This window comes from Pristimantibacillus sp. Z349TD_6 (assembly GCF_056173205.1).
Window position 1 is genome coordinate 4,236,928 of the sequence record NZ_CM149662.1, and the last position, 26,621, is coordinate 4,263,548.

A 26,621-nucleotide genomic window follows, 5' to 3' on the forward strand; every position below is an offset into this window, starting at 1 on the left:
AAGACTTATTTCAATTGATCTACGGCAGGGAATTTCAGCAATACCTTTGTCCCCATTCCAAGCTCGCTTTGAAAAGCAATTTTACCCTTTAATGCTTCGACAATCCGAAAGGTTACCAAAATGCCTAAGCCAGTCCCCGTTTCCTTTGTCGTAAAAAAAACGGTACCTAATTGCTCTAATTCCTCTCTGGATATGCCCTTTCCAGTATCAATGATTTCTATACAAATTTCCTCTTTGTAATAATAGGCATTGACAGTCACTTCGCCTTTATCTGGGATCGCTTCTACCCCATTTTTAATTAGATTTAATATCACTTGAGTCAGTTTCGGTTTGTCTGCCCTTATATAAAGATCCGTTTGATTACAGTTTAAGTGGATTTGCACATTTTGAATTAACCCGTAAGAATTCATAATTTCCAATGTATGTACCAGAAATTCGGAAATCTCGATTACTTCCAGCTGATCGGCTTGCGGCTTAGCAAGATTCAAATAATCAGAAATAATATACTCTGCTCTATCCAATTCAGATAAAGCAATATTCAAGTAATCCTTTTTTTTGTCATCGACAGATTCCTTCAATAGCTGTAAAAATCCTTTCACTACCGTCAGAGGATTTCGCACCTCGTGAGCAACGGAAGCAGCAATTTGACTTACGATCTTCAATTTTTCACTACGCTCCAGCTCATTTTTCAAATATGCCGTTTCGATAAAATGCTCTTTCAGTAATATAGAGACACCCATTCCAATAAATGATGCTGCAGCTAAAATCGAAATGATGAAAATACAGTCTGAATGAATCTCGTTTGTGTAGGAGTTAATCTCGAGATAGACAAAAAAAGATAAAATGAACACAATAACGGAATAAATCGATAAGTTCATACAAATCAGCATGCGTCTGGCAGCTTGTTTTTTACGCAACGACTTTAAAAAGAAGAAACAAGGCCCCACACTTAGCAACAATGTTGCTGTAGAAAGGAAGACATCATCCCCTCCCATACACAAGCAGTATATGATGGCAGCAGCAAGGGCAATAATGCCAGGTAAAATGTACTCGTAGCTATAAATGATCAGAACAATTAAAGGAATACTTCTTAAATCGCCATGAAAGTTGCCCATCACATAAATAGGATAAGCCATACAAAGGATAGAGGATGCTCCAAACACAAATCCATTTAGAACTTGATAAGAAATTCTATTAATTAATTTATTTCGAGAATAAAAAAATTGTTGGATAAAGATCGGAAAACATATGATAATTAGATGAATTAATAATTGATTTATCATATCTAGATATCAATTCCCTCTCCTTTTTGCTATTTTTTCTTCATTCTTTCAAACGATCTTGTCCCCTGTATAATATCATAAAAAATAGAAAATAATCATGAAATTTTTGGAAGAAATCAGCAAAAATGAAAAACCCATGTCATATGACATGAGCTCGTTAAGGATATTAGGAAACTATGCGTAAATTCTGTGCTTTTCCCTTTTTTTGCTGCCATGAAAAGAACCTATATATTCCTTATATTTTTATATATACATTCATTGAGGAATAAGTAAATCTACGTAGGCTTGGTATCCAATAATTGCTACAATCAGTGAACCAATAAAGAAAAGAACGGATCCACCTAACGTAATCTGCCAATAAGTGTTATTCTCGCCTCATCAATCTGTTCCTTACTGTTCATTTATTTCACTCCTTGTGGACGTATACCCCATTATATACAATCTTTAAAAATAGGTTCTAATCTCCACAAAAATGACCTCAGACAATACTTGGCTTACGAATCAGTTTTGACAATGTCCTCAATGCTCTTAATTCCGTTCTTGTTCCTACCGTTTACGTTTCAGCCCTCAAATAACCCCATTTCCGGCGCTATCGTCAACTTATTATTATGAAGTACAAAGAGCAGTTCATTAGCGATGACAATGGACCAAATAACGCCATGGAACTTCATATAATGATTCATCACAAACAGAGTTGGAATAAAAATAACTCCCTGTTGAATTCAGCTCTTGAACGATCGTGAACAAGGTTCCCACCGACACTGACCTTCCTTTTTCAATCCTCATATCCTACAAGTTACTTCAACTTACTTATTTATTACTTTAAAATACTTAAATAATACTTCCATTTACTTAAAAAATGCGTTAAACTTACTTACAAGGAGGTGTTCATCATCTATCAAGAGCAGAGATTATTGAAAATACTCGAATATTTAAAAGAACATCAAACGATGAGTGTCATGGATATTTGTACCCATCTCGGTGTATCAAGGGATACAGCTCGGAGAGATATCGTTAAATTAGTGCAAGAAGGTGTAGTCAATCGGACACATGGTGGAGTAGCCTCTCCTCAATTACAAAAGGAGCTTGCTTCCTATCAGGAACGGCTAATAGATGAAACAGATAGCAAAATCAATATTGGTTTGGTTGCAGCAAAGCTCATACATGATCATGAGACGGTCATATTAGACGTTTCTACAACGGTGCAGGCAGTAGCCGAACAAATCTCCGCGAAAAATATTACAGCTATTACTCAGTCCATAGACATCGTAAGAATTCTCTCTGATCGGGATGATCTGCAGGTTTATGTACTCGGAGGTTATTTACACGTGAAGAACCGCTTGCTGTATGGTCCCTCCGTCATTGAAAAGCTTCGTGAAATGAGAGCTGATAAAGTGTTTATTGGCGCCGCGGCGATTCAATCAGATGGTCTCTACTACCCGTTTGAAGAGGATGCTCATATCAAAAAAGAGATGGCACGCAGATCAGACCAGGTTATCGCTGTAGCTGATTTTACGAAGTTTAAAACCAAGTCGGTTTATCGTTTAGATTTTGACTATATTGATATTTTAATTACCGATCAAGAAGTGCCTAGTGAAATAGAAGAAATACTTGATCAGAAAAACATAACAGTTATTTGCTCTGAGATAAACAACAAACTCGAGGAGGAAAATAAAGATGAATAATAAAATAGTGCATAACGTTCAAATCGTTCAGCCTGATGCTATTTTACCAGCTAGTACCGTCTGGATTAGAAATGGAATCATCGAAAAAATAGAAAATAATCATACTCCCCTTTTGCCCCTTCCAGATGAGGAATATGAGCTTATAGATGGGAACGGGCAATGGTTAATCCCTGGCATGATCGATGTGCATATACATGGAGCTAACGGGTTCGATATGATGGACGGAACAGAAACGAGTATTCAAGAGGTTTCTCGGGCTTGTGCTGCAACGGGCTGCACCTCGTTTCTTGCTACATCAGTAAGCTCAACAATGGATGAATTATTAGCTATGATTCGTAGTGTTAAACGAGTCGTTGGGATTGAGGTCGGCGCCAAAATTGCTGGACTTCATTTAGAGGGACCTTATCTGAATCCGAAGCGTAAAGGGATGCAAAATGAAAAGTATTTACGTCATCCGCATCTTGGTGAGATGAAGCGAATCTTCGAAGAAGCAGATGGACTTATTAAAATGGTAACGATAGCCCCAGAATTACCCGGTGGAATGGAACTCCTCACTTATTTGAAAGAAATGGGAGTTATCATTGCTGTCGCACATTCCGATGCATCGTATGAGGAAGCTAAGTTAGCATTTGATTCTGGAGCTAGCCATGTTACACATTGCTTTAATGGCATGCGTCCGATTCATCATCGGGATCCCGGGCTCGTCGCTGCTGCTTTTGAAGCAGATCATGTGAGTATTCAAGCCATTGTCGATGGCGTCCACCTCCATCCTGCTATTGTTCGTTTGATGCATCGCATGAAAGGACCCGAAAACATGGTACTGATCACAGATGCATTACAAGCCATGGGTTTAGGAGATGGCAGCTATCTCTTTGGCGGCCATCAAGTAACAGTAACCAATGGCGTTGCGCAGCTAGCGGATGGAACATTAGCCTCTAGTGTAGTTACGATGAATGAAGCACTCCGCTTCACGACCGAAACCGGTATTTCCTTGCTGGACGCTATTCAAATGGCCTCAACAACTCCTGCACGAATATTAGGTATGGATCATAATACAGGTACAATCAAAACAGGATTAGATGCCGATCTTGTTTTGTTGAATGAACATTTCCAAGTAGAATGGACCATGATTAAAGGTAATGTTATCTGAATGAGCGGAGATTGAGAAACCATCTTTTACAATAACAAGAAATGAAGAAAACACTCTCTTAATGTAATTACTCTACTATAAAATAGTAAACTTACTTTAGGAGGGAATTTATGAAATTTGTTAAACAGAACGGAATTAAGGCCGCGATTGTAGGTACAGCAGCTACTGCCCTTCTGATTACGAGCATTATCAGTACACAATCGCCTAATCAAGTTGAAGCTGCTTCTACAAAAACGAAAAATGTCATTTTGTTTATTGGTGATGGGATGGGAATGGCTCAACGTGATGCTATCCGCCTTGCTACCGTCGGCTTAAAAGGCAACCTCGCTATGGATTCAATGCCTTACGTAGGTTTGCTGCATACGAGCTCTACTGTTCCTGTAACCGATTCAGCTGCATCAGCTACGGCATATGCCAGCGGTGTGAAAACGTACAATGGTGCAATTGGAATGGATGCCAATAAAGTAAAAGTAAAAACGATCATGGAATACGCCAAGGAATCTGGAAAATCAACTGGAATTGTAACAACAAGTCAGGTAACTGACGCTACGGGAGCTGCTTTCGGCGCACATGTAGATGATCGTTCTAAACAAAGTGAGATCGCTTTGCAGCTATTGACACAAAGCAAAGTTGACGTCATTCTCGGTGGAGGCGAAGATTTCTGGTACCCAGCTGGAGAGCCTGGTAAATTCCCAGATGAGCCGAGCGAAGATCCTTCTGAAAAAAGCAAAGGAACACAAGGAAATCTTGTAAATAAAGCAAAACAATTAGGATACAGTTACGTTTCAAGCAAAACAGAAATGCAAAAAGTGAAAAAAGGCAAGCTGCTTGGTCTGTTCGCTAATGAAGAAATGTTCCAACAAAAGCCTGAAGGCGAAGGCGATATTTATAACCCCGTTGTTTCTCTAGCAGAGATGACTAAAAAAGCGATAGATACACTCGCTACAAATAATAAAGGCTTTTTCCTAATGGTTGAGGAAGAAGGAACGGATGAGTTTGCTCACCAAAACAATGCCAAAATGACAATCAAAGCCGGTCAAGAATTGGATAAATCCGTTCAGGTCGCCAAAGATTTTGCCAAGAAAAACCCGAATACACTTGTCCTCGTATTAGCCGATCATGAAACTGGCGGTTTCTCCATCGAAGAAGTGAATGCCGATGATGAGTCCGGCGACGGAATTTCCAAAGAAGATGGTCCTTTCGCCGTTGCTAACAGCAAATTTAACTTTGTTGTGGATTGGACAACATCAGGCCATACTGCCGTAGATATTCCGATTACAGCTATGGGTCCAAATGCTGAGTTGTTTACAGGAATCTACGAAAATACAGATGTATTTCATAAACTCATGCAAGCTTTAGGACTTAAAATTAAAAAATAACAACAAATTGTCTTCCCATAACAATTGAATACAGCACAAAGCAGAAATGCCGCCAGTGATCTGGCGGCATTTCTCACAATTGTATGACTTTAGTCTGTGCACCCGCGAAGCCGCTGGGTGTTATGCCTACAGCAGCTTTAAATGAACGACTAAATAAATAAATACTGGAGTAACCTACATTTTCAGAAATTTCTGTCACGGTATACTTCCCTTCCATGATCAGTAATTTTGCATGCTCAATTCTAATATGCGTTACATATTTATGAAGGGATATCCCAAGCTGCTGCTTAAACAAATGAGACAAATGATTCGTAGACACCCCGGCATATTTACTTATAGAAACATTATTTAAACAAGGATCTTGATAACTGTCATGGATAAAATGGATTGCTCTTTCAATGAATGCCCAGCCTTTAGTCCATTTCCCTTCATTGCGATCCGTTTGATTTTTAAAAAATAAATATAACAGCTCCAAGCAGATTGATTTTGTTAATAAAAAATGTCCAGCTCTTTTCTCCTGGAAATGTTTGTGAAGCTGCAAAAACTTCTTTTTCAGCTCTATCCTGTCTGCCAACTGTATGTGTGAAATGGGAACAATGGAAGTTAACTGCATTTCCTTATCCACAGTGTAAGTATTATGAATTTTGGAAGCTGTTGTGAAATCCAATAAACTTCTTTCCGCATCATAATATAGATCAAAATGAAAAATATATTGAATTAATGGTTGATCGGAGATCGATCGAATAATGTGAGGCATAAAGGGATGCATCAACAGCACATCGCCTTCTTGAGCATTATATTTAACACCGCGCAAGAAAAACTCAGCTTCGCCTTGTTCAATATAGGTAAATACATGATCGTGATCCATCCATTCACCGGCTAAGGATGAAGTCGTCATCACTCTCACCGCCCTTACGAAAGGCGATATGCTGTTCATCCAAAACTCATCCATAACTTTCACCCCTGCTATCGTAACGCGTCTATTCATCCTCCTCCCATTATAATTGAAGCATATTAAAATTACTCATAATTAAATCTGTTAATCCGCATGAATAGATCATTCAGCCGTTATCCGCTTAAGACCAGTCAAACAATACACCATTATACTGATCTTTATTGACTCTTAGTCCCTCGTACGCTTCTTGTGCTTGCTCCGGCTTAATCACATGACTTATTAATGGTTCGATCTGCAGCCTTTTTTGTTTCATAAGCTCAAATACAATTATTGAATTTCTAACTAAAGAGTGTTTAACAAACTCATTAGGTTCAACCGGATAACGCCACTCATGCGCGCCCTTAAACGTAATACAGCCTCGCCCATAAAGATGACAATAGTTTAAAATATCAGTAACATCTGTGTTGTACTCTCCGCGAGGACTTCCCAAGAAAATGATTTCACCAAGCTTAGCAATCCACTTCAGACTGTCAACTCCGACCGCAGGTACGCCAGTTGCCTCAATATGTGTGGATACACCAGCACCCTTGGTTAACATTGATATCCGTTGCTTTGTATCTTCTACTCCACCATCAATCGTGTAATCCACGCTGCATGTCTCTGCAGTCCGAATTCTTTCTTTCGATAAATCGACCCCAATAACCGTAGCTCCCTGAAGCCGAGCTAGCTGAGCAGCCAAATTACCGACTAATCCAAGCCCAGTCACACTTACAAAGTCACCAATTTCAATTTCAGATACACGTACCGAAGTGAAGGCGACTGTAGCCATGCGGGTAAATGGCACCCATTTTAAATCCAGATTTTCAGGAACTTGAATACATAGCTCATTCGTGTTAACAACTTGATATTTGCTATGTTGTCCATAATGAAACACGTTATCGCCTGGCTTCAAATCTTTAACGCCCTCACCTGTCTCCATTACTTTGCTTACGCTCGCATATCCCGGACATAGCGGAAGCTTAGCCCATTCTTCTTTACCTGTTAACATTGCTAGTTCAGTTCCTGGGCTAATGAGGGAATATATCAATTGTACAAATATTTCATTCTCATTTAATTTTTTTAGAGTGTAATTCTCTTTAACCGTCTCAACTTGTAAGGGGCTCACGAACATGACTTTTGTATTTTCCATCGAAATCACTCCTCTGTAAATGCTTTCACTATTAATATAAAACTTTGTGATGTCGATGTCTTTGCTCGCCTAAACGATTTTTTATCTAAAACACCGAAAATAATATGAGCTGCTATGTTTGTATTCTATAAGGCTATTATCATACCAGTACAACCATCCAATCACTTCGCTCTATCAATACATAATTTATAGTGTAGTCAAAACACAGGGGGTGAATGTTTGATGGAAAATATCGGTTTTATTCTAGTTCTGTTCATTTTGTTGGTTATTATCGCTACTCACTGCCGTGACCGCGCTTAGGACAAAAACTGTCTAGATAACAAACCCTGTTCTGTCATACGTCGAATGAATAAAACCTTAACAGCACCTGCCACAATGTATGCTCATTTAACCTATAACATCTCATAGTAAAAAAGAGAAAGTCCATGCCATGGGCTTTCTCTTTACTTACAAACAGCTTATTGGGCAAACATCCTTACAGAACAAACGTCCAATCATACCGTACCATACGCACATAAACTACAGTGTACTTTAAACATTGGAGGTGAATGTTTGATGGGTGGATTTGTTGGTGGTGCTAATCACAGTATTGGTATTATCCTGGTTCTGTTCATTTTGTTGGTGATTATAGCTTGTAGTTGCGGCATCTTTGGCGGCGGCTGTGGCTACTAATCAGAATGCTTAATGCCTTCCATCTATTCAGACAGTGAGTATTTTCTTAAATAGCATGAACACAAAAAGCCCATTTTATGGGCTTTTTGTGTTTATTCCCTTATCGAACGGGGAAATGTTGGATATGAGATTGTTTAATAAGAATCATGTTCAACTTAAAAATAATGTAATTACTGTTTAAATGAAATAACAACTTTCCCAAAGTATGACCCCTTCATCAAGTACTGAAGAGCATCTACCGCACGTTCAAAAGGATACACTGAATCAACTATGGGATGAAACCTGCTATGTTCAATAGCAAAATTCATCGCTTCAAACATGTCCCGGCTGCCTACGTTGATCGCTTGCAGGCGCGCTTTTCTAACAATTGCAGGGATAATGTCAAATCCTTCTACACGAAACCCCGATAAACCGCCGATTATGCTGATATGCCCACCTACACGGAGTGCTGAGATCGATCTGTTTAACGTAGCTGATCCGCCAAGATCAACAACATGGTCTGCTCCACGTCCCTCCGTCAGTGCAAGTACAGCCTTATCCCATTCGGGTGTTTGCTTATAGTTAATGCCGAAATCCGCGCCAATTTCCTTCGCTCTATTAAGCTTATCGTCACTGCTTGATGTTACAATAACAGTTGCTCCATACAGTTTTGCGAATTGAAGTGCGAACAAGGAGACGCCACCTGTCCCCTGTACGACAACGGTATCGCCCGCTTTAATCTTGCCTTCCTCAATGAGAGCATGCCATGCTGTCACGCCTGCACAAGGCAGGGTTGCCGCTTCTATATCCGTCAATCGATCAGGTACATGAACTAACCCTTCTTCTGGAAGCACAACAAATTCCGCGAGCAGTCCATTCAAGGGACTGCCTAGTGTACTTACCCAGTTTTGTTGTGTCGGCTCACCAGTAATCCAGCTTTGAGTGAAAATTCCACTTACTCTATCCCCAATTTTGAATTTGTTTGAGTTTTCTCCCAGAGACACAACTTCACCTACTCCATCTGATACTGGAATTAATGGCGTACTTAAATTGGGGTTATAAAACCCATCAATGACGCCCAAATCTCTAGCGTTTAAAGAAACCGCATGCATTTTGATAAGAACTTCATTTGAACGGGGCACTGGTATTGGGCGGTCGGATGCCTTCAATCGATCAATTCCAAATTCACCGTTAATTTCGTATACTTTCATAATATTCTCTCCTTTATGGATTATATAGACATACAATAATATACAAACTAAAATAAAGTAAGAAGGCACTTTAAAGTTTCCAATGAACCAAAAAGTGCATAAGGAGGTCCTAAAATGAAAGCATCATCCTCACTTAAAACCGTTCAACCCGACATTTCAATATCTGAATGCTCATACAGCAAAGTACTTGAAATCATTGCAAACAAATGGTCAGCATTGGTTATTTATGCATTGGAAGACGGTATTATTCGATACGGAGAAATTAGCAAACGGATTGATGGAATTTCAAAAAAAATGCTAACGCAAACCTTGCGGCAATTGGAACGTGACGGTTTGGTTCAGCGAGATATGACTCCGTCTGTTCCACCAATCGTTGAGTATTCGCTCACCAAGCTGGGCGAGTCTTTGCTCGAACCACTGAGTGCCTTGAAACAATGGACGAGAACAAATTATTCTCTTGTTGAATTGGCTAGATTATCATTTGATCAAGCAAACAAAAAGGAATAATACAACACAAAAAACCACCAACTGAGCGTTAGTGTCCTTATGCAAATAACTGCTCTTTGTAGCTGGCCACCTGAAACTTGCATTTATGTGTATTGCAGCGCCTTTAAACAAGCAAAAATAAAAGAAATGACCTCATATGTAATTGAAGTATCATAAACGCTGCGAGAAACTTTCTAACGGCTTCACAAGTTTTCTCCAGTTCTCAGGTAATCCATTATCATGATCAGCATAAATGACCTGTACATATTGATCAAGATTTATAACTTGGTCCTTGAACAGCAGCTCATGTATTTCAGAAGCTTTCACTGGAACAGTGCTATTCCGTTTTTTCTGGAAATCATCTAACGAAAGAAACATCTCTAAACTTTTCTTGTACTTGCAGCTCTTTGGAAATCTTGGTGAACTCCCCGAATCGTATTTAGACAATTTAACATCCGAATAATGATCCATCAATAATGGAAAAGCTTCGAACTGCAAAATAACAAATGCTTCATCCGGTTCTCTTCGTTTGTATGTATCCAACATTTTGCGACAATCCTTTAATGTGGGCCAAAAGAATACATGTTGATCAAGATAAGCCCGAAATTGTTCATGTGTACAATTCGCATCCATCATACTCTCAACAATCCTTAGATGTGCATTAATGACAACCGTATGTTCGAAATATTTAACTTCTTTGACCTCTGATCGCCGCTCGCCGATATGGAATGGATAAAGATGCTTGCTCGACCAAAGTGCATTATGATGTACAATTGCAGGCAAGTTCCTTACGCGTGTAAAATGGTAAAGGCTTTTCCTGCCTTTTGATTTTGTTATCGCTGAAACGATCGTTTTCTTATCCACTATGCCCTCTCCTTCTGCTCATATGATTTCACGAATCCGATTGAACCATTCCCATCATTAGAGTAAAAACATAGATACAAAAAAAAGGTTGCCGATGGCGACCTTTTTTAAGAACCAATTTTAATAAAGATTCTTTGATTAATATCGAATTTTTTGCTAGTTATACTTTCATCCGCTGCAAACGAAGTGCATTTAACACAACGGATACGGAGCTAAGTGCCATAGCAGCGCCTGCGACCCATGGGGCTAACAATCCGATTGCTGCAATAGGTATACCCAACGAGTTGTAAGCCAGCGCCCAAAATAGATTTTGTCTAATATTGCCCATCGTTTTGCGGCTCATAAAGATGGCATCAGGGATGCTATTCAGATCACCGCGCATTAGTGTAATATCAGCAGCCTCCATCGCAACATCTGTACCTGTACCAATTGCCATTCCAATATCCGCCATTGCTAAGGCCGGTGCATCATTTATCCCATCACCAACCATCGCTACTTTTTTGCCTTGTGCTTGTAATTTCTTCACTTCTTCAGCTTTGCCTTCTGGAAGTACTTCTGCCAGCACATGATCAATGCCAACTTGCCGTGCGATAGCTTGGGCAGTACGTTCATTGTCACCAGTAATCATAACGACTTGAATCCCCATTTGCTTCAAACGAGAAACGGCTTCTTTTGACGTCTCCTTAATGGTGTCAGCAACGGCTACCATGCCTGCATATTGTCCATCAATCGCGAACAGCATCGTAGTTTTTCCTGCTTGCTCTAGGATGGACATTTGTTCATAAGCATGCTCCGCTTGAATATTATATTTTCCCATCAATTTCCGAGTACCGGCTAATATCTCTTTGCCATCCACAATTGCCCGAATGCCATACCCTGGAATCGCTTCAAATTCATCAGCGTTTGGAAGCTCAATATTTTTAGCCAATATGCCGGATACAATTGCTTCCGCAAGCGGATGCTCTGAATTTTTCTCAGCTGCGCCGACGAGACGCAAGAAAGCTTCTTCATCCATCGACTCCACAAATACATCCGTTAATTCGGGCTTGCCTTTGGTCACCGTTCCTGTTTTATCCAAAATAATCGCATCAATTTTATGCGTTGATTCGAGATGTTCGCCGCCTTTAAAGAGAACTCCAAGCTCTGCAGCACGACCAGAACCTGCCATTATTGACGTAGGTGTTGCAAGACCAAGAGCACATGGACATGCGATGACAAGAATCGCAATCGCGATCTCTAAAGCATTAGCGAAGTCACCAGGTCTTATCCAAAAGTACCATACAACAAAAGCTGCAAGTGCGATTCCAACAACGATTGGTACAAAGATACCAGAGATAACATCAGCAACACGCTGTATTGGTGCTTTTGAACCCTGCGCTTCTTCTACCACTTTGATAATTTGCGCTAAAGCCGTTTCTTTGCCGACCTTTGTTGCTTTCACTTTCAACCGACCATTTTTGTTAATCGTCGCTCCGATTACATGGTCCCCAATTTTTTTATCTACTGGAATACTCTCACCAGTCAGCATGGACTCATCCACCGCTGAAGTACCTTCGATGACTTCACCATCCACCGGAACCTTCTCACCCGGTTTTACCAGCACAACGTCTCCAGTAAGCACTTCCTCGACAGGAATTATTAGCTCTTGCCCATTACGAACAACTAAAGCTGTCTTGGCTTGTAATCCCATTAGTGTCTTGATTGCTTCAGAAGTACGCCCTTTCGCCAAACCTTCAAATAGTTTACCGAGAATAACGAGAGTAATTAAAACTGCGCTTGTTTCATAATACATGGATGGACTGTGGTGCATATTTCCAGACATCGTTGCCCAATCTATTGTCAGGTATAGGCTATAAAAGTAAGCGGCTGACGTGCCTAGAGCTACCAGAACATCCATATTGGCACTTTTGTTGCGAAGTGCTTTGTAGGCTCCAACATAAAAATGTTTTCCGACATAAAATTGAACCGGAGTTGCAAGTGCAAGCTGAAACCAAGGATTCATAAAAATTTCTGGCATCCAAATCCATGATGTAAATGAAAAATGAGTCACCATGGACCAAAGCAGCGGCAGCGACAAGATGGCAGATATGAGAAGCTTGCGTTTTTGTTGTTTAATTTCTTTTTGACGATGCTCAGCCGGATCGCCAACCTCTTGTTTTGGCACTGCTTTGTACCCGAGTTTCTCGACTCGTTTTTGCATATCTGACAAAGTTACATCTGAAGGATTGAATTCTACATGAGCAGTCTCTATTGCGAAATTAACGGTAGCATTCGTGATGCCAGGCAGTTTATTTAATGCTTTCTCGATTTTAAGTGCACAAGCTGCGCAAGTCATCCCAACTAACTGCAAATCAACGCTTTCCTTCGCCGTGCTGTACCCAAGCTTCTGTATGCTTTGTTCCATATTTGCAATGTTTGTTTTGCTTGGATCATAAATAACGGTAGCACGTTCCATTGCAAAATTTACATTCGCTTCCGAAACACCTTCAAGCTTATTTAATCCTTTCTCAATCCTATTCGCGCAAGCTGCACAAGTCATCCCAATAATTTGCAGAGAAGTTTGCTTCGTATCTGAGCTAGTCGCTTCCATGATGATCACCTCTTTTTTTCTCGATTAATGAACTTCATACCCTTGTTCTTCTATGGTTTCCTTGATCGTTTCAAGTGTTAGCTTACTTTCGTCGAACACAACTTGAACCGATTCACTCGCCAGATCCACTTTTCCTTGTGCACCTATCGTCTTTAATGCTCCCTCGATCGAATTAACACAGTGATTACAAGACATTCCTTCAACATTCAATGTTACATTTTTCATTGTTCATATCTCCTTTATGTGAATGATTTATTTTTATCTTCGTATTGAAAATACCTACGCTTAATATTTGTATGCTCTTCTTCATAAACACACTATACCCCCCTACCGTATATTGTGTCAATCTTTTTATCTCTTTTCTTTCTATATTGTGTCATTGACCATTTGCTTACTCCTTCTGAAACAGAGAAATTTGCACATAATGCGTAGTATGTTATCCCTTTCGATTATTTCATTTACAAGTTAAACTGGATGAAAATAATAAAACGCCTATAACAAAAAAAGAAAGCATCACTTAAAACGATGCTTTCTCTTCATTTCGATGAAAGTCCTTGTTAAAACGGCTTCATCCCTAATGTATCAATTTTCTCGCCTTTGATATCAATCCCCATGCTGCTTGTTATATCACGATAGTGGCCAGCACGACGTTTGACTGAGCTGCCTTCCGTCTCTCCCAAATTCGCTTCCAATCCATTAAGGACCATGATGGTAACGCCAAATCCTGGCTGCTTTAAACCTTTTGCAATATCCTCTTTCGATGGCTTCCATTTGTTCACGATAACATCATGAGCTGAAGGCTTAGGCGCCTGCGGTGTCATCCAAAATAAAATAGCAGTCATGAAACCAACCTTACCATCCGCTGCGACGATTTCTGGATTGCTAAGAAGTACGTTTTTGTCTCCATAAATAATAGAGCTGAACAAGCCGTAGTTGAAATTCCAACTCAACATGATCGGTCCGCGTCCATAATAACGGTTGCCCGTTACACCCGGATATAGAGTACTGCTTGCTTCATCCACGAAAGCGGATTCATTTACACCCGTTCTTCCAGCAATATTTTCATTCCAGAACAGTCCCCATTTCAGTTCACCGCCAGGTGCTGTAGCGCAGCCTCCGCCAGTTTCATGTGCAAGATTGGCAAGAAATGCGGCGAGCTCACGCTTACGATCTTTCTTAAAACCCTCCTTGAGGAATGTGCCAAAATCGATGATTACCGTTTCAATTTCCTTCTTCAAATTGTCTGGCGAATTAAACTCAGCCGAACGGGAGATCAGTGTCTCGATTCTAGCATCCTTATCCAATCTATGTATTTCTTGAGCGCTGTTGACTCCTTTGCGTGTGCTAACCTTTAACTTAATATTTGACACCTCAGTTAAACAGTTCTTACCTCCTGCAAAGAAAATGATATCGTTGATTATTTATGATAATTATTTTAAACAGCTCGATTTTTCAAGTATTCTGTCAGATTAAATCTTTGTCATGGATAAAAAAGTTGGCTTCAGGAAACATTAATCGACGAAAGCGATCAAAGATTTTTTACATGCAATTCATAAAGAAACAAACGAATTTAACATCAACAGTTGGAGGTTCTTATGACTTACTTGTATAGCTTCGGGCTTTTATTTGGAGGATTGTTTGTAGTTAATTTTATTTTTTCTTATCAAGGGAAACATATCGAGCCCCAATTTTGGTCAACTTTAAAGTTTCAATTGCTAATGTTACCCTTCTTTTTAATGGCTAATTTGTCTATTGGATATGGTGTAAAGTATGGTCTCAAATCTTCCGGGAATCTTAGCTTTACTTTAGTAGCCGCTAAGTGTTTGGAAATATTAATTTCGTTAATTATGGGGTACTTGTTTCTAAAAGAATTCCCCAATTGGAAAAATTGTGTTGGCTTAGTGATTATCGTTATTGGGCTGTTTCTCGTTAAACAAAAGTAGGCACTTCCATAAAAAACAATGATTTATGACTTCTATAACAGGAAAATGGGGTTTTCTGTCGAATTGTAATGACGTCTATGGAAGAGGAGGAGATTTTCATCAAACAATTTATGATCGGGCAATACGGAGGATTCGATGACCGTAAATATGAAAAGGATTTTAGAGATAGTTTTTACGGGATTGAAGCATGTTTGTTCCATACCCATGAAGATTACTTAAAGCTTGTTGAAGAAGCAAAAAAAAGAGGGTTTCATATCGGAGTTCATTTTCCAATGCGAGCTAATGCTTCAAGACTAAGAGATGCATTAATTTTATCCTTAGATGATGAGATTAGAACTGACGCATTCAACAATATCGAAGAAGAGTTGAATTATTTAGCAACAGCGCCACTTGATTATATTTTGTTCCATTATCCAAAACCAGTCCTATTGGATGACAGCGTCAACTGGGATACATGGAAATTTACGAATAGCACGGAATACATTTTAGAAAGCAATTATTCTTTTGAGCAATTCGTTGAAAAAAGCGAATACCTTTTTAACTGGCTTACGGCAAAAAGCGAGCAATATCATTTCACCCCATTACTGGAGTTTGACGCACTAAATAAGTATATCTATGATACGGATTTCTTGGAAAATTTGCTTATAAAATACCCGAAAATTAAGCTTTGCCTAGATACAGCAAGACTATTTCATCAAGAGTGTATAGATCCTTCGTTAGATGCAAGAAAAATATTTAGAAAGTATACGAAATATGCTGCTTCGATTCATTTGTCAAACATGCAAATTACCGATACCATTCAAAATAGACACCATCCGGCACTCCCCGAACTCAGCCCCGATGAGGGATGGGCACCGATAGAAGATTATTTGAACATTATTAGAGAAGAAAATAATAAAGTAAGGATCATGTTCGAGCACAGGTCTGATCGTATTAGCGATCAACAATTAGAAAGCTGTTACTTATGGGTAGATAGCATTCTAAATAAATAATATACACTTATAAGCTGCCATACTAATTAGAGGCAGCTTTTTAAATTGCCTTATGGAATGACATATGTACGCAAATTGAAAACCTGACTAGAAGCCATCGTTATTTTCAGCATTTGACGCGAAATTTCTTCCTCGGTTTGCCGCATCCCATTTTGCAGCCAGTATTTATATATTCCTATAGCCCCTCCAACAATCCAGTTTACAAGCAGGTCTGATTCAATTTCCGGATTCTGCTGCCCCATCCGTCGGACTAATTGAAGCAAAGATTCAAACATTTGATCATGTAGTCGATCCGAAAAGTTAAGAACGCCATTTCCAAGCAGCATGATGCTATAGAAATCGGAATGCTTTTTTATATGTCCAACGGATAACCTGATCGTCTTCATATATTCAATGGATGGTCGCTTCGACGCCGGAAATTCTGTAACGCCTTCAATAATATCGGCGTATTCAGTTAGCACGTCTTCAATAAGCTCCATAAGGAGCTCATCTTTCGTTGAGAAATGATCATAGTAGGTCACGCGGTTTACACCCGCTATTTCTGTTACTTCTTTAATTTTTATTTGGTTATAGCTTTTGACAGCCATCAGTGATAACAGCGCTTCTTTGAGAAATGTGCGGGTGCGGACACCACGTACATCTAAGGTATTGTACACTTTTGTCATTTGCTCAGCCCCTCGTTCATTCACATGCTTGTTGAACTAATTTATTCCTTAAACGACATTTTGACTCGAAATGTCATAGTAATAATCACTTAACTTGTTATCCTAAGTATATACGACAGGACGTCGTCAAATAAAGAAAGAACCAATCTGCCTAGTCGAGAGGATGATACAAATGAAATTACAAGGAAAAACAGCCGTAATCACAGGTGCAGCGTCAGGTATGGGCAAGGAAATGGCTTTATTATTCGCACAAGAAGGTGCTCAAGTAGTTGTAGCAGATATTAATGAAGCGGCAGTAACTTCTGTTGTTGAGGAAATTAATTCATCTGGTGGACAAGCCAAAGGCGTCGTTACAAACGTTACGAAGGAAGAAGACATTGCCCGAATGATTGACACTGCAGTAAATGGTTTTGGCAAACTTGATATATTAGTAAACAATGCAGGTATTATGGATCAAATGCTGCCAGCAGAATCCGTTACCGATGAAATGTGGAACAGAGTAATGGACATTAACGTGACTGGTCCTATGAGAGCTATTCGCAAAGCTATTCCCCTCATGACGAAGCAAGGCCATGGCGTTATTATTAACACAGCCTCTGTCGGCGGTCTATTTGGTTCACGCGCAGGCATTGCTTACACGGCTTCCAAGCATGCTGTTGTTGGCATTACCAAAAATGTAGGATTCCAATATGGCAAGCTTGGCATTCGATGTAATGCTATCGCGCCTGGTGCTGTTGCAACAAACATTGGTGCTGGTATGACACATGCTGATCCATTTGGTATCGAACAAGCTATGGCTGGTATGTCCTTACAGCGCGGAGAAGCGGCAGATCCGAAACAAATTGCGAGCGTTGCTTTATTTCTAGCTTCTGATGATTCTAGCTTTATCAACGGCACTGTAGTTACCGCAGATGGCGGTTGGTCAGCATACTAAAACACTAATGAATAGCAAAGGAGCCATCACTTGTGATGGCTCCTTACTTTAATAGATATGAAGATTACGAAATTATGTTTACTCTAATACAGCTTAGTTAAACCCAGGAAAATCAGATAAATCGGATAGTCGGATAAAAAATAGTACAAAAGATAAGACACCTACGAGAATGATTGGGAAAGTTTGTTTGAAAGAATCTTTTACACGTACATGAGTTAATGTACCTCCGATAGCTGTAACGCCAAGCAGTAACGCGCCAGCCGCAGCCCAACTGTGCTCCCAGTATCCAATAATTAAAGCAATGGCAGCTATTAATTCAACGACACCCGTTACAACTCGGAACCATTGCGGCAATCCCCATTGTTTAAAGCCGTCAACATGCATCTTCGACCCCGATACTTTACCGAATCCAGCCATCAAAAACATCAAACCCAATAGTCCCTGCAATACCAACGCTAATATTTCCATTGTAGACTCTCCTTTTTTTCTCGTTTAATGCAACCTATGAAGGCACATTATAAAACAGACTAAACTTTTCAAATATTTAATACTTACTGTGTTATTTCCGATTTAGGTCATACCCCCATAATCTCCAAAGTTAACTGTGCTTGTCATAAGCACATATAATACAAAAATAAAAGTGCAGTGTTAACTGCAACTCATTTAAGCACATTATAATTCGTTTCAAAACGTTTGACTAGTACTTTGTTGAAAAAATTAAACGACAAAAAAATCTACACGTTCCATCACATCATTAATAGTATACTGTCGAAGGTAATCAATCGTTTTTTGTTCAGCTTCAAACAGAATTTTTTCCAGCTCTACGTCCAGTTTATGGCCTGTTTCTCCACATTTGCCATCACCTTCTGGTTCCGCTGAACATGTATTTACTGCCGCGTAAATGTCGCCTAATGTAATTTCATTCGCCGTTTTCCTTAAAATATATCCGCCTTCTCTTCCGCCCTTTGACTCCACAATGCCGGCTGCCGCTAATGCTTGCATGACTCTTCTCATAAAAGTTGCATGCGAATTCACCTGATTCGCAATCATCGCACTTGATAAAATGCTGCCGCTTTGCGCTAACCAGACAATGGAATGAACCGCTATTTTAAATCTAGGAGGTCCGATATTAACTCCACGATTTGCAGTACTCATATCACTCACTCCTTCAGCCACTTATGCGGCTTAAACATCATATTATGAATTGTATTTCTATTAAGCACATTATAAAGTAATGCATTTTCATGTTCAAGTTTGTCATCCCAACGACATCCATACTTCTTTTTTCGCTTCTGTCTAACCTATAACTAGGCTAATGACATGAATCATTTGACTACGTAACAAACACCCAATCAACAAATACCCATCCAGCATAAATTACACAGTACACAAAACGTAAGGAGGTGCATTAAAAAATGTCTGGTCACGTTGGTGGAGCTTTCTCGAGCTTAGGAATCATCTTAGTCCTCTTTATTCTCTTGGTGATTATCGCTTGCAGTTGCGGATTTGGCGGTGTTGGCGGATACGGTGGGTACGGTGGCGTTGGCGGAGTTGGCGGAGTTGGCGCTGGTTATGGTAAAGGATACTAAAAAGAAGGTCTAACCCGTATCGGTAATAGACGTTTATTTTATCCACAAGGACCATATCGTGGGCCTTGTGGTCTTCCTTTTTCCATTACATAAATCAATAACAATAAGGAATTTATTCCATTTTATTAGTCTGCTTTAGCCTTTTATCATGTACAATAAAAGAAATACCGATTATCTATTTTTAACTTTCTTAATTACTTCATTTAATCGCGAATACACAAATAAGGGGCTGATCCTTGTGGTATTATTTGCTATCCTCTTTGTCATCATTGCATTCCTTAATATCTTCTTCCCTAAGTTCGGTTGGCACATGAGATACGGCTGGATGGTTAAAGGAAATTCAGAACCTAGCGATGCTTACATACTAATGAGCCGGATAAGCAGTATCATTATTCTTATTGTTTTTCTATTTGTTATCCTGCCTAATCTTTTCTAAAATAACATCTTAAATTTTCAAAAAAAATTTGATTCCAGACCATCTAATGATACAATTGGAATGAAAATATTGGTGCAATAATGAGCCAATAATCATGAAGGAGTGAATAAAATGGCAGTTGATGTTTATTTGAATTTCAATGGGAATTGTCGTGAAGCGGTCGAATATTATGCGCAAGTGTTTGGGTCTGAAATTACAAATTTCACTACTTTCAGCGATATTCCACCAAACCCAGAATATCCCCTTCCTGAGGAAGCAAAAAACTTAGTCATGCACGCTCGCTTAAACATTTTAGGCAGCAATGTTATGTTTTCTGATGTATTCCCTGGAATGCCCTTTATTGAAGGAAACAATATAAGTCTTTCGATCGTCAGCAAAGATAAAGATGAAGTAACATCACTATTTCATAAGCTGAAGGAAAACGGTACTGTCCTAATGGAACTCCAAGAAACGTTCTGGAGCAAATGCTACGGCCAAGTAAAGGACAAGCTTGGCATCTTGTGGCAACTGAACGTTGAAGATGAAGCAGCTAACGGTTAATAAACATTAATGTTAAAAAGGATTGGGGTCTATTCTTTTTATAAGAATAGTGCCCTATCCTTTTTTTCGTTCTAACACTGTACTTATTTTAATGCTTTTGCGATCGCATCAAGCTTCATAATTGTTTTCCAGTTTCGAGCTGTAGCTGGCATTAAACTTTGAAATTTTTTGGGCAGCTTGGAATCAAGAATACTGTTTCGATAAAGCACATAAATTTCTTTGCCGCTTATGTAATATTCGTCATTGCCTACGTCTACTTCAGGCAAATTATTAATTTGTTCTTGTGTAGGCGCTTCTTTTAATAAAGTGAGATGTATACTCTGACCTTCGGTTAGCTCAGCTGCATTGAATGGTGATTTATCAATAATGCTTACAAGTTCATCCGCCGTCCTCAGTATTACAGCGATATTAAATCCAAACACTTCACTAATCTGCTTCTCAATTTTCTCTTCAAGGTTGTTTGCATTCTCATTTGATACGAAAATGACATTCCCGCTGTTAATATACGTCTGCACACGTGCAAAGCCAAGCTCCTCAAACATTCGTTTAAGCTCAGCCATTTTTATCATGTTATTGCCGCCTACATTAATTCCTCGTAAAAGCGCAAAATAAATGCTCATCTACAAACATCCTTTCTTTCAGCTGCTGATGTTATTTGACATTTATAGTATAACTGATTTTCCCATATATCAAGTACGCCATTATTCGTCAAACAATCCTATAAATCGTTCCTACCGTTTGACATACTTTTCTGATAAAATCGTATATTCTTGTCTTGTTCTTATGCAAGCATACACGCTAATATGACAATTATTTTTATAAAGAAAGAGGAGATGAACCATGTTGATCAAAAAGAAAAATGATATTGCATTTATTTTAGAAAACTTCAAGCAACTAGCCCAGTGGGATGCAACCGGACAAAAATTTTATTTTGTATTCGCAGATCGCAAACGCGGAGGACAGTGGACTCTAATGAATAACAGTGAGGATCGATTCAGCGTACATGGATTAGGTGAAGATTACATGGATGAGCAAGAGTATTTCTTTGATGAGCCTAGCCAAATTCACTCATTCTTATGGGAAAATCGAGCTGCTTTTAATGCCGCCTTAAAACCTGCCACGATGTGCAGCTAGACGTAGATTAACATAAATAACACAAAACACACCTTTTTAAGCGTGTGTTTTGTGTATTGATTCTATAGATTATTTTTTAAAGCTCAGCCGCTGTTGAAGCAGCGCAGCAAGGTCCCCTGCATCATCCCATATCATTGGCCTAATGGACGCCGGCTGAACGCACAGCTCGTCCTCCTGTGTGCTATTCATCGTCCACACGACATCAACATTTGCGCCAAGCGCATACCCAGCTGCAAAATATACCTCCGGTGAATGGCTTGTTATATCCGCAATGATAAGCTTGCTTTCAGCTAGCTTCGTTATGGAATGGTTTTCGTGGCCGCCAGTATCTGATTGTTGAAACATAAACGGCAAATAACCAAACTGCTCTAATTTGGGAAATACATGCTCAAACCATTCCGCTCGCAATGGCTGATTGTCTGGGAGCAGTACACCGCAGGTTTTCAACTTCCTTCCCCCTGCTCTTGCTGCCGCTTCGTTCCATCCCTTCTCCGTAAGCTTGAAAGTAATCCCTTCTCTAACAATTAGTTGAGCTTCCCTTAGTTTCTCCACAATGTACACGAGCTCTTGCAGGTTTGGTGAATAAGTTAAATTAAAATTTTGCGAGAGCGGCTGAATGATGATCGGTTGTCCAGGATCATCGGAATGCCGATATAAATATTGAAGAAGCCGTGCTTCTTTATCTTCAATTGAAAGCGGAATATGTGGTGCTTTTTCAATCGTTTCCAAGTCATCAATTGTAAGAGTAATCTTTTCACCACAATCTAATTGTTCTCGAATGTACCCCGATATAATGGGAAAACGTTTATTTTTTATAGGATAGGACAATGAATTAATAGCAAGGTAACTATCTCTTAATAAACTGTAATAACTTCCCGGTGCGCAGTTGCAGCCCAAATAGCGCTCATACTCACCTTTTTGTTCGATGGGTACGATCTCAGAACAGAATAAGCAGCGTTTCTTTTCCATGATCATATAACCTCCCTGTTTACATATCTTTCGCATATCTTATATGAATTCAGGGGCATAACGTCATTAATATTTATTAATATGGCTGGTAATATTTTCTGATCATCCATTTCACTGCTTTGCCCATTCTAATCTTCATGCCTATTTCCGCACTTATTCTGCTTGCATTCTGTGCATCGTTCAGTACGATCCTCCGAGTAAATACCTTGTTCACGATTTCGAATCATGCGGTATAATGCCTCAGTTTCCCCATTCCAACAATCAATTTCACGATAAATGTCTACAAGAGGTGGCGGCGATTCTTTTTCATATGTCCACTCGCTAAATATTTCGGTTTCTCGCCTGTCTAACCGATATTTATGATCACCTTGTGATAAAGAATGCGAGTAGCCGCTAATTTTCACAATAACATGGAGAATCAACGCAGAAATAAGCATAACCATTCCGGATTTCACATTATCCGTCAAGCATAACACCAGAATGGAGAACAAAATTGCGGGAAAAATAAAAAGAAGCGAAAAAAGATGAATGATCAGCTTAACAAATAAAGTCCCTGCATTATGCATCGCATGCTCCTTTGAACGAATTTTTGCTCGTTATAGGATATGCGGCAACAGGTTATCCCTATTTTCAAAACAATTTATCACCCAAGAAAAAGAAAAACTGCTGTAATAATTTACAGCAGCCTTGTAATATTAATTATGCATTTACCAGTCCGAGCCCCAAGCAGATTCGTAACCTTTATTAATGGAATGCTGCGGAACGGATTTGGATTGCGCTTCTTTAAAAGCATAATCTGTTCCCATGTAGTTGGCAAAATGCTTGCTCTCTTGTCTTCGTATACGTCTTGCCTCTTTCCTATCAGGCGCAGTAGAGAACAATAGCCGCTCTTCATCTGATTCGGCTAATACGCCAGGCACAACCGTTGGTTTATCGTCATCACCTAATGCAACAAACGTCAGGAATGAGGTAGCGCACACCTTGCGACCGCCTGTAAGCAAATCCTCCGTCACTACTCGGACAAACACCTCCATAGACGTTTTATGTGACCAAGTAACGAAAGCCGATAAGCTTACTGCATCGCCTTTTCTTACTGGATGAAGAAAATCGACGGAGTCCGTAGAAGCCGTAACGACTGGACGACGAGCATGCTTCGTTGCGGCTATCGTAGCCACATCATCTATATATGCCATAAGCTTTCCACCAAAAATCGTTCCGTGATGATTGGTATCTGGCGGCAGAACAATCGATTCCTTAATGGTTAGTGATGCTGATGCTGGTCTTGATGATAAAGGGACAGCTAATTTTTCTAATACGTTCATGGTAACACCTTTTTTCTTCATAAAATTTTTCGATAACGCTAAGTTTACACCCATCTTATATATAGGTAAAATACATATATCGCATAGTTTTCATTCCTTTTCACTATAGGTGCTCATAAAGCAGATTATCGAATGATTCCTGCTCTAAAGCTGAAGGAGCAATATAAATGGATCTTAAACATTTAAATTATTTTGTCGCGGTTGCTGAAGCGGGTAGCTTCACACAAGCCGCACGCAAGCTGCATGTAACCCAGCCCTCATTATCAAAAATGGTACGGTTGCTTGAAGAAGATCTTGGTGCACAGCTGATAGATCGCTCCTCCAAGCAGATCGAATTGACGGATGCCGGCATATCGATTCTCCGTTCAGCGAAACAAATTATACAATCCTTCGAGGATATGTCGAGTGAACTGGAGGAAGTTGTAAAATTGAAAAAAGGAACGCTGCGCTTAGGCATTCCTCCCATGGTAGGCGGATATTTTTTACCGCTCATTATTGAGAAATTTTTGTCTCATTATCCTCAAATTCGATTGCATGTCATTGAACAGGGAGGGAAAAGCTTGGAACAAGATATTCTCCATGGAGAACTGGATTTCAGTATGGTCATTCTTCCCGTAAAGGACGTGGAACGGTATCATGTCCTTCCCTGCATCAACGAGAATTTACGCCTTGTTGTTCATGCTGAACACAAGCTTGCTGGTCAGAGCATGATCGAGATGAAGCAGCTAGAATCAGAGCCATTTATTATGTTTCGCAAAGATTTTACGATCCATCATTTAATTAAAGAACATTGTGAAGCAGCAGGCTTCGAGCCCAAAATCGTGTTTGAGAGTTCGCAATGGGATTTCATGACGGAAATGATTGCAGCTAAATACGGTGTAACGCTATTGCCTGAGGGCATATGCCGACAGCTGGACAAAAAACGTTTTGCTTCGGTTTCCGTTGTTCAGCCTGTAATCCCATGGCAATTATCGATGATATGGCGCAAAGACAAGTACTTATCCTTCGCTTCGCGTGAATGGATTCGTTTTATAGAAGCAGAGCTTCAGAAGAAATAAGCAAAAAAGTTCGCAGAATATTCACTGCGAACTTTTTTATGCTTTGTCTATTGGATTGCCTTTCCATGAGAACAGTCTTACTTCGGTTGGTGTCTTCCCCATCTGTTTTTTAACCATCCTCGCAAAATGGAAGGTTGATTTGAAACCGCATCTTATTGCAATCTCAGTAATGGACAAACCAGTATGGGTTAAATATTCAACAGCCTTTAACACCCGATAATGCCACAGGTACTTAATCGGGGTCGTTTTTTCGCCAATTCGAAACAATCGAACAAGATGTTCTGGCGAGACTCCTGCATGCTCAGCGAGCATAGTCAAAGTTATCTCCTCGTGGTAAGTACTATGAATCAGACTTTTTGCCGTTAAAATAGACGGATGAATCTCCTCAAGTGCTCGAGTCCGCGACATTTCAGAGACATATAACAGGATCGCCGACATACCCAAGCTGCGAAGCAGATCACTTTCGGATGGATGAGCATATTGCACAGAGAGCATTAAATCTGTTAATCGATTCATCTCCTCCGAGATGCGCTGATATAGCGGCAGTTCCTCGAAGTAATCTTTTTCCGCCTCCGATAAGTCCTCAATATGAATAGATATCCAGCGATGCCAGGTTTCACCCTTGCTCGAGAATATAAACTGTTCATGGTGCCCTGGCTTTAGCAGCACGACAGACCCAGGTGTGATCTCATGAACTTCATCATCGATCTCAATGCTCATCTCGCCCGAATGCAGCAGTACGAGCTGTATATCCTCTTGTACACGAGGGCCATAACGACCGTTAGCCGGATAAATAACTGTGCCAGCGTAAGCCGATCTGATTCGGTTGAACGTTACAGTATTAGCCATTAAATCAACGAATATTTCTCGCGCAGATCTTCACGCAATGTAACTGCTGAATCCTCACGAATATAATGACAAACATAAGAACGACGCCAGCGGTCAGTGCTCCGATTACGGTTAGAGGAATGAATTAATAGCTCATGGAAGAAAAGAATATCTCCTTTTTCCATAATAACAGGAATCTGTTGATTTAAATCGATGCCCTCTGTCTCGTCCGTCCATTCTTCATGCTCATCGACATTTTTTACCTTGCCATGCGGCAAAAGCCCAAGCTTATGCGTGCCAGGAATAACCCATAAGCAGCCGTTTTGCACATCTACCTGCTCTTCCATCGCAATCCAAGCGGCAACCATTGTCATTGGATCGTTTTTAATATAGTAGTAGTCCTGATGCGCAGCTTGACCAGGTGAACCCGGCTCTTTATAGAAAAACATACTTTGTACGCAAACGGCCTCCTTCTCCATCAGCTGAGCTAGAGCCCCCCTAACGATCGGAAGCTTCATCACTTGTCGCGAGAAGCTGTCATGCTGGTGCGGGTTGAACAGCCGAGTAGAATAGCGTGCCTTCTCGGAGGTGCGTGCCCAATCCGGCGTTTCATCTAGTGGCGTAGAACGCAGTTCATAAATATGTCTATTAAAGGCATCGATTAAATCCGCGCTGCAGCCTTTTTTGATGATAATAAATCCGTCTTTATGATATTGCTCCAGTTGTTCGTTAGATAGCGGCTTTAAAAGTTCGCTTTGTGTTGTAAGCATAAAGATAATCCCCTCTCCATTATTCGAGTGTCATTGACGCTGCTTGCAGTTGTCTTGC

The 26,621-nt window shown here is 39.9% G+C and carries 28 protein-coding genes and 1 pseudogene; 12 read left to right on the forward strand and 17 right to left on the reverse strand.

Annotation, left to right across the window (positions count from 1 at the left end; genetic code table 11):
• Positions 1 to 5: 5 nt before the first annotated feature.
• Positions 6 to 1,283, reverse strand: coding sequence for an ATP-binding protein (locus AC0VYE_RS18460; protein ID WP_076265782.1), 1,278 nt, complete (start codon positions 1,281 to 1,283; stop codon positions 6 to 8).
• A 914-nt stretch (positions 1,284 to 2,197) separates the two neighbouring features.
• Here AC0VYE_RS18460 and AC0VYE_RS18465 point away from each other — a divergent pair.
• The 3 genes from AC0VYE_RS18465 (at position 2,198) to AC0VYE_RS18475 (ending at position 5,497) form a co-directional block, all read left to right on the forward strand.
• Positions 2,198 to 2,968: a DeoR/GlpR family DNA-binding transcription regulator gene (locus AC0VYE_RS18465; RefSeq protein ID WP_256710758.1), complete on the forward strand. Its 771-nt coding sequence runs from the start codon at positions 2,198 to 2,200 to the stop codon at positions 2,966 to 2,968.
• Positions 2,961 to 4,118, forward strand: coding sequence for an N-acetylglucosamine-6-phosphate deacetylase (nagA, locus tag AC0VYE_RS18470; protein ID WP_475442508.1), 1,158 nt, complete (start codon positions 2,961 to 2,963; stop codon positions 4,116 to 4,118). The genes AC0VYE_RS18465 and nagA overlap by 8 nt, the downstream gene beginning before the upstream one ends.
• Positions 4,119 to 4,228: 110 nt before the next feature.
• Positions 4,229 to 5,497, forward strand: coding sequence for an alkaline phosphatase (locus AC0VYE_RS18475; RefSeq protein WP_475442509.1), 1,269 nt, complete (start codon positions 4,229 to 4,231; stop codon positions 5,495 to 5,497).
• Positions 5,498 to 5,570: 73 nt separating this feature from the next.
• Here the strand turns inward: AC0VYE_RS18475 and AC0VYE_RS18480 are convergent, their stop codons facing one another.
• The 3 genes from AC0VYE_RS18480 to AC0VYE_RS18490 form a co-directional block, all read right to left on the reverse strand.
• Positions 5,571 to 6,485, reverse strand: coding sequence for an AraC family transcriptional regulator (locus AC0VYE_RS18480; protein WP_475442510.1), 915 nt, complete (start codon positions 6,483 to 6,485; stop codon positions 5,571 to 5,573).
• A gap of 88 nt (positions 6,486 to 6,573) precedes the next feature.
• On the reverse strand, positions 6,574 to 7,581 hold the full coding sequence (locus AC0VYE_RS18485; RefSeq protein ID WP_475442511.1) for a zinc-dependent alcohol dehydrogenase: 1,008 nt from the start codon (positions 7,579 to 7,581) through the stop codon (positions 6,574 to 6,576).
• An 842-nt stretch (positions 7,582 to 8,423) separates the two neighbouring features.
• Complete coding sequence (locus AC0VYE_RS18490) at positions 8,424 to 9,443, reverse strand: zinc-dependent alcohol dehydrogenase family protein (protein ID WP_475442512.1); 1,020 nt, start codon at positions 9,441 to 9,443, stop codon at positions 8,424 to 8,426.
• Between the two features lie 114 nt (positions 9,444 to 9,557).
• On the opposite strand from AC0VYE_RS18490, the gene AC0VYE_RS18495 reads away from it, so the two are divergent.
• Entirely contained in the window at positions 9,558 to 9,950 is a 393-nt protein-coding gene (locus AC0VYE_RS18495) for a winged helix-turn-helix transcriptional regulator (protein ID WP_475442513.1), read from the forward strand.
• A gap of 150 nt (positions 9,951 to 10,100) precedes the next feature.
• Here the strand turns inward: AC0VYE_RS18495 and AC0VYE_RS18500 are convergent, their stop codons facing one another.
• From AC0VYE_RS18500 to AC0VYE_RS18515, 4 genes and pseudogenes are all read right to left on the reverse strand, one after another.
• Positions 10,101 to 10,793: a DUF7002 family protein gene (locus AC0VYE_RS18500; protein WP_475442514.1), complete on the reverse strand. Its 693-nt coding sequence runs from the start codon at positions 10,791 to 10,793 to the stop codon at positions 10,101 to 10,103.
• 160 nt (positions 10,794 to 10,953) lie between these two features.
• A complete protein-coding gene (locus AC0VYE_RS18505; RefSeq protein WP_475442515.1) occupies positions 10,954 to 13,383 on the reverse strand; it encodes a heavy metal translocating P-type ATPase in 2,430 nt (809 codons plus the stop codon).
• A gap of 24 nt (positions 13,384 to 13,407) precedes the next feature.
• Positions 13,408 to 13,608: a copper ion binding protein gene (locus AC0VYE_RS18510; RefSeq protein WP_076265772.1), complete on the reverse strand. Its 201-nt coding sequence runs from the start codon at positions 13,606 to 13,608 to the stop codon at positions 13,408 to 13,410.
• A 332-nt stretch (positions 13,609 to 13,940) separates the two neighbouring features.
• Positions 13,941 to 14,762 (reverse strand): annotated as a pseudogene (locus tag AC0VYE_RS18515) (chitinase); the annotation flags it as partial.
• A 216-nt stretch (positions 14,763 to 14,978) separates the two neighbouring features.
• Here AC0VYE_RS18515 and AC0VYE_RS18520 point away from each other — a divergent pair.
• Entirely contained in the window at positions 14,979 to 15,326 is a 348-nt protein-coding gene (locus AC0VYE_RS18520) for an EamA family transporter (protein WP_475442516.1), read from the forward strand.
• Between the two features lie 77 nt (positions 15,327 to 15,403).
• The gene (locus AC0VYE_RS18525) at positions 15,404 to 16,318 is read left to right on the forward strand and encodes a sugar phosphate isomerase/epimerase (RefSeq protein ID WP_256710756.1); all 915 of its coding nucleotides are present in this window, start codon (positions 15,404 to 15,406) and stop codon (positions 16,316 to 16,318) included.
• A gap of 50 nt (positions 16,319 to 16,368) precedes the next feature.
• Here AC0VYE_RS18525 and AC0VYE_RS18530 read toward each other — a convergent pair whose 3' ends face one another.
• Complete coding sequence (locus AC0VYE_RS18530; RefSeq protein WP_076265770.1) at positions 16,369 to 16,983, reverse strand: TetR/AcrR family transcriptional regulator; 615 nt, start codon at positions 16,981 to 16,983, stop codon at positions 16,369 to 16,371.
• A gap of 172 nt (positions 16,984 to 17,155) precedes the next feature.
• Here AC0VYE_RS18530 and AC0VYE_RS18535 point away from each other — a divergent pair, with 172 nt between their 5' ends.
• Positions 17,156 to 17,917 carry an SDR family oxidoreductase gene (locus AC0VYE_RS18535; RefSeq protein ID WP_076265769.1) on the forward strand — a complete coding sequence of 254 codons (762 nt, stop codon included), beginning with the start codon at positions 17,156 to 17,158 and terminating at the stop codon, positions 17,915 to 17,917.
• Between the two features lie 93 nt (positions 17,918 to 18,010).
• Here the strand turns inward: AC0VYE_RS18535 and AC0VYE_RS18540 are convergent, their stop codons facing one another.
• Both AC0VYE_RS18540 and AC0VYE_RS18545 read right to left on the reverse strand, forming a co-directional pair.
• A complete protein-coding gene (locus AC0VYE_RS18540) occupies positions 18,011 to 18,385 on the reverse strand; it encodes a DoxX family protein (RefSeq protein ID WP_076265768.1) in 375 nt (124 codons plus the stop codon).
• Positions 18,386 to 18,634: 249 nt separating this feature from the next.
• A complete protein-coding gene (locus tag AC0VYE_RS18545) occupies positions 18,635 to 19,072 on the reverse strand; it encodes an RrF2 family transcriptional regulator (RefSeq protein WP_076265767.1) in 438 nt (145 codons plus the stop codon).
• A 260-nt stretch (positions 19,073 to 19,332) separates the two neighbouring features.
• Here AC0VYE_RS18545 and AC0VYE_RS18550 point away from each other — a divergent pair, with 260 nt between their 5' ends.
• The 3 genes from AC0VYE_RS18550 (at position 19,333) to AC0VYE_RS18560 (ending at position 20,482) form a co-directional block, all read left to right on the forward strand.
• Complete coding sequence (locus AC0VYE_RS18550; RefSeq protein ID WP_475442517.1) at positions 19,333 to 19,506, forward strand: hypothetical protein; 174 nt, start codon at positions 19,333 to 19,335, stop codon at positions 19,504 to 19,506.
• Positions 19,507 to 19,654: 148 nt separating this feature from the next.
• Complete coding sequence (locus tag AC0VYE_RS18555) at positions 19,655 to 19,942, forward strand: DUF6199 family natural product biosynthesis protein (RefSeq protein WP_475442518.1); 288 nt, start codon at positions 19,655 to 19,657, stop codon at positions 19,940 to 19,942.
• Positions 19,943 to 20,053: 111 nt separating this feature from the next.
• Positions 20,054 to 20,482, forward strand: coding sequence for a VOC family protein (locus AC0VYE_RS18560; protein ID WP_076265765.1), 429 nt, complete (start codon positions 20,054 to 20,056; stop codon positions 20,480 to 20,482).
• Positions 20,483 to 20,565: 83 nt separating this feature from the next.
• Here AC0VYE_RS18560 and AC0VYE_RS18565 read toward each other — a convergent pair whose 3' ends face one another.
• Positions 20,566 to 21,102 carry a DUF1697 domain-containing protein gene (locus tag AC0VYE_RS18565; RefSeq protein ID WP_475442519.1) on the reverse strand — a complete coding sequence of 179 codons (537 nt, stop codon included), beginning with the start codon at positions 21,100 to 21,102 and terminating at the stop codon, positions 20,566 to 20,568.
• A 220-nt stretch (positions 21,103 to 21,322) separates the two neighbouring features.
• On the opposite strand from AC0VYE_RS18565, the gene AC0VYE_RS18570 reads away from it, so the two are divergent.
• Entirely contained in the window at positions 21,323 to 21,616 is a 294-nt protein-coding gene (locus AC0VYE_RS18570; RefSeq protein WP_475442520.1) for a hypothetical protein, read from the forward strand.
• A gap of 69 nt (positions 21,617 to 21,685) precedes the next feature.
• Here AC0VYE_RS18570 and AC0VYE_RS18575 read toward each other — a convergent pair whose 3' ends face one another.
• From AC0VYE_RS18575 to AC0VYE_RS18585, 3 genes are all read right to left on the reverse strand, one after another.
• Entirely contained in the window at positions 21,686 to 22,585 is a 900-nt protein-coding gene (locus AC0VYE_RS18575) for a hypothetical protein (protein WP_475442521.1), read from the reverse strand.
• Between the two features lie 128 nt (positions 22,586 to 22,713).
• The gene (locus tag AC0VYE_RS18580) at positions 22,714 to 23,151 is read right to left on the reverse strand and encodes a hypothetical protein (RefSeq protein WP_475442522.1); all 438 of its coding nucleotides are present in this window, start codon (positions 23,149 to 23,151) and stop codon (positions 22,714 to 22,716) included.
• Between the two features lie 141 nt (positions 23,152 to 23,292).
• Positions 23,293 to 23,907, reverse strand: coding sequence for an acyl-CoA thioesterase (locus tag AC0VYE_RS18585; protein ID WP_076265760.1), 615 nt, complete (start codon positions 23,905 to 23,907; stop codon positions 23,293 to 23,295).
• Positions 23,908 to 24,074: 167 nt separating this feature from the next.
• Here AC0VYE_RS18585 and AC0VYE_RS18590 point away from each other — a divergent pair, with 167 nt between their 5' ends.
• A complete protein-coding gene (locus AC0VYE_RS18590; protein ID WP_339202778.1) occupies positions 24,075 to 24,965 on the forward strand; it encodes a LysR family transcriptional regulator in 891 nt (296 codons plus the stop codon).
• 36 nt (positions 24,966 to 25,001) lie between these two features.
• On the opposite strand, the gene AC0VYE_RS18595 is transcribed toward AC0VYE_RS18590, so the two are convergent.
• Positions 25,002 to 25,814 carry a helix-turn-helix transcriptional regulator gene (locus AC0VYE_RS18595; protein WP_475442523.1) on the reverse strand — a complete coding sequence of 271 codons (813 nt, stop codon included), beginning with the start codon at positions 25,812 to 25,814 and terminating at the stop codon, positions 25,002 to 25,004.
• Entirely contained in the window at positions 25,814 to 26,563 is a 750-nt protein-coding gene (locus tag AC0VYE_RS18600) for a phytanoyl-CoA dioxygenase family protein (protein WP_475442524.1), read from the reverse strand. Before AC0VYE_RS18600 ends, AC0VYE_RS18595 begins: the two co-directional genes overlap by 1 nt.
• Positions 26,564 to 26,621: the final 58 nt, after the last annotated feature.